We start from the raw sequence: 1,714 nt of genomic DNA on the forward strand, positions 1-1,714 counted from the left end.
CGCCTCGACGCGGTCCACGAGCGCTGGATCGAGCGCTGCATCGCGCGAGGCGTCGAGCGGAGCGCCGAGGGCGGGGCCCGCCGCGGCGGCGTCGTCGGTCGCGGTCACGCGTCCGCCAGCAGGGCGCGGACGGTCTCCGGCAGCGCGAGCGCGACCCCGCGCGCGGTCACCGGCCCGCCGGGGTTGCTCACGTCGGCCGCGCGGCCGTGCACGAGCGCGGCAGCGGCCGCGACGGCGGCCGTGAGCGTCGGGTCCTCGACCACGTCGTCAGCACGTCCCGCGAGCATCGCCCCCAGCAGCCCCGCGAGCACGTCCCCGGCACCCGCGGTCGCGAGCCACGCCGGGGCGGCCGCCTGCGCGTACACCGCACCGCCCGCCCCGACGACGAGCGTCACGTGCCCCTTGAGCAGCACCGTCGCGCCCGTGAGCTCGTGTGCGAGGCGTGCCGAGCGCAGCGGGTGGTGCTCGACCTCGGCGCGCGTGACGCGGTGGCCACGGTCGGACAGCAGCCGCGCGAGCTCGCCGGCGTGCGGGGTCAGCACGACGTGCGTCGGCACGTGCTCGGGCAGCAGCTCGAGCGCGCCGGCGTCCACGACCGCGGGCTCGCCACGGTGCAGCACGCCCTCGAAGGCGTGCTCGATGCGGCGTCGCTGCGCGGCGTCGTCGGGCGAGACCCCCGGGCCGAACACCCATGCCTGCACCCGTCCGGGCCCGACGACCACCTCGGGACGCCGCGCGACCACGAGGTCGCCCACGTCCCCGAGGTAGCGCACCATGCCGACCCCGGCGAGCACCGCGGCCGACGTCGCGAGCACGGCCGCGCCCGGGTAGCGCCGCGCACCGGCGACGACGCCGACGACACCGCGCGTGTACTTGTGCGCGTCCGGGCCCGGCACGGGCCACAGCGCGGCCGCGTCACGATCCTCGAGCCGCACGACTGCGGGCTCGTCGGGCAGCGCGAGCCCGAGGTCCACCACCTCGAGCACGCCCGTGAGGTGCGCGGCGGGCGGCAGGACCAGGCCGGGCTTGGAGCCGCCGAACGTCACCGTGCGGTCCGCGCGCAGCACCGGGCCGGACACGCTCCCGTCGTCCACGCCGATGCCCGAGGGCGTGTCCACGGCGACGACCACGGGCGCGCCCTCGTCGCGCGACGCGTCGAGCCGCTCGACGAGAGCGCCGGCGCCGCCGGTCAGCCCACCCGCCCGTGCGCCGATCCCCAGGATCCCGTCGACGAGCACGTCGGCACCTCGCGCGCGGTCGACGGCGACGTCGACGTCGTCGACCACGAGCACGCGTCCGCCCGCGGCGAGCAGCGCCGCTCGACCCTCGTCGTGCACCCGGTCCGCCAGGGCGAGCGCGAGGACGTCCACGCCACGGCGGCGCAGCACAGCGCCCGCGTGCAGCGCGTCCCCGCCGTTGTTCCCCGGCCCGACGAGCAGCACGACGACCCCGCCGACGACCCGCCCGCGCCGCGCGCGCAGCTCACGCGCCACGGCCCCCGCGAGCGCGAACGCGGCACGCTCCATCAGGGGCACGCCCGCGGCCAGGAGCGGCTCCTCGGCGGCGCGGACCTGCGCGGACGTCCAGGACAGCAGCACGGGGTCCATCCTCGCGCCGACACCCGCGCTCCACCACCTCCGCGGGGACGGCGCGTGCTCGCGGAGGTGCCCGTCCCGCTCGTCGGGCGCTCCGGCGGGTGCCGAGCACCCGCCCG

Annotated in this window: 1 protein-coding gene; it reads right to left on the reverse strand. The window is 78.8% G+C overall.

From position 1 onward, the window contains the following. Positions 1 to 104: 104 nt before the first annotated feature. A partial coding sequence (locus CWIS_RS13005; RefSeq protein ID WP_369796580.1) for an NAD(P)H-hydrate epimerase occupies positions 105 to 1,714 on the reverse strand: 1,610 nt, incomplete at its 5' end.

This window comes from Cellulomonas sp. A375-1 (assembly GCF_001040865.1).
Lineage (GTDB): Bacteria > Actinomycetota > Actinomycetes > Actinomycetales > Cellulomonadaceae > Cellulomonas > Cellulomonas gelida.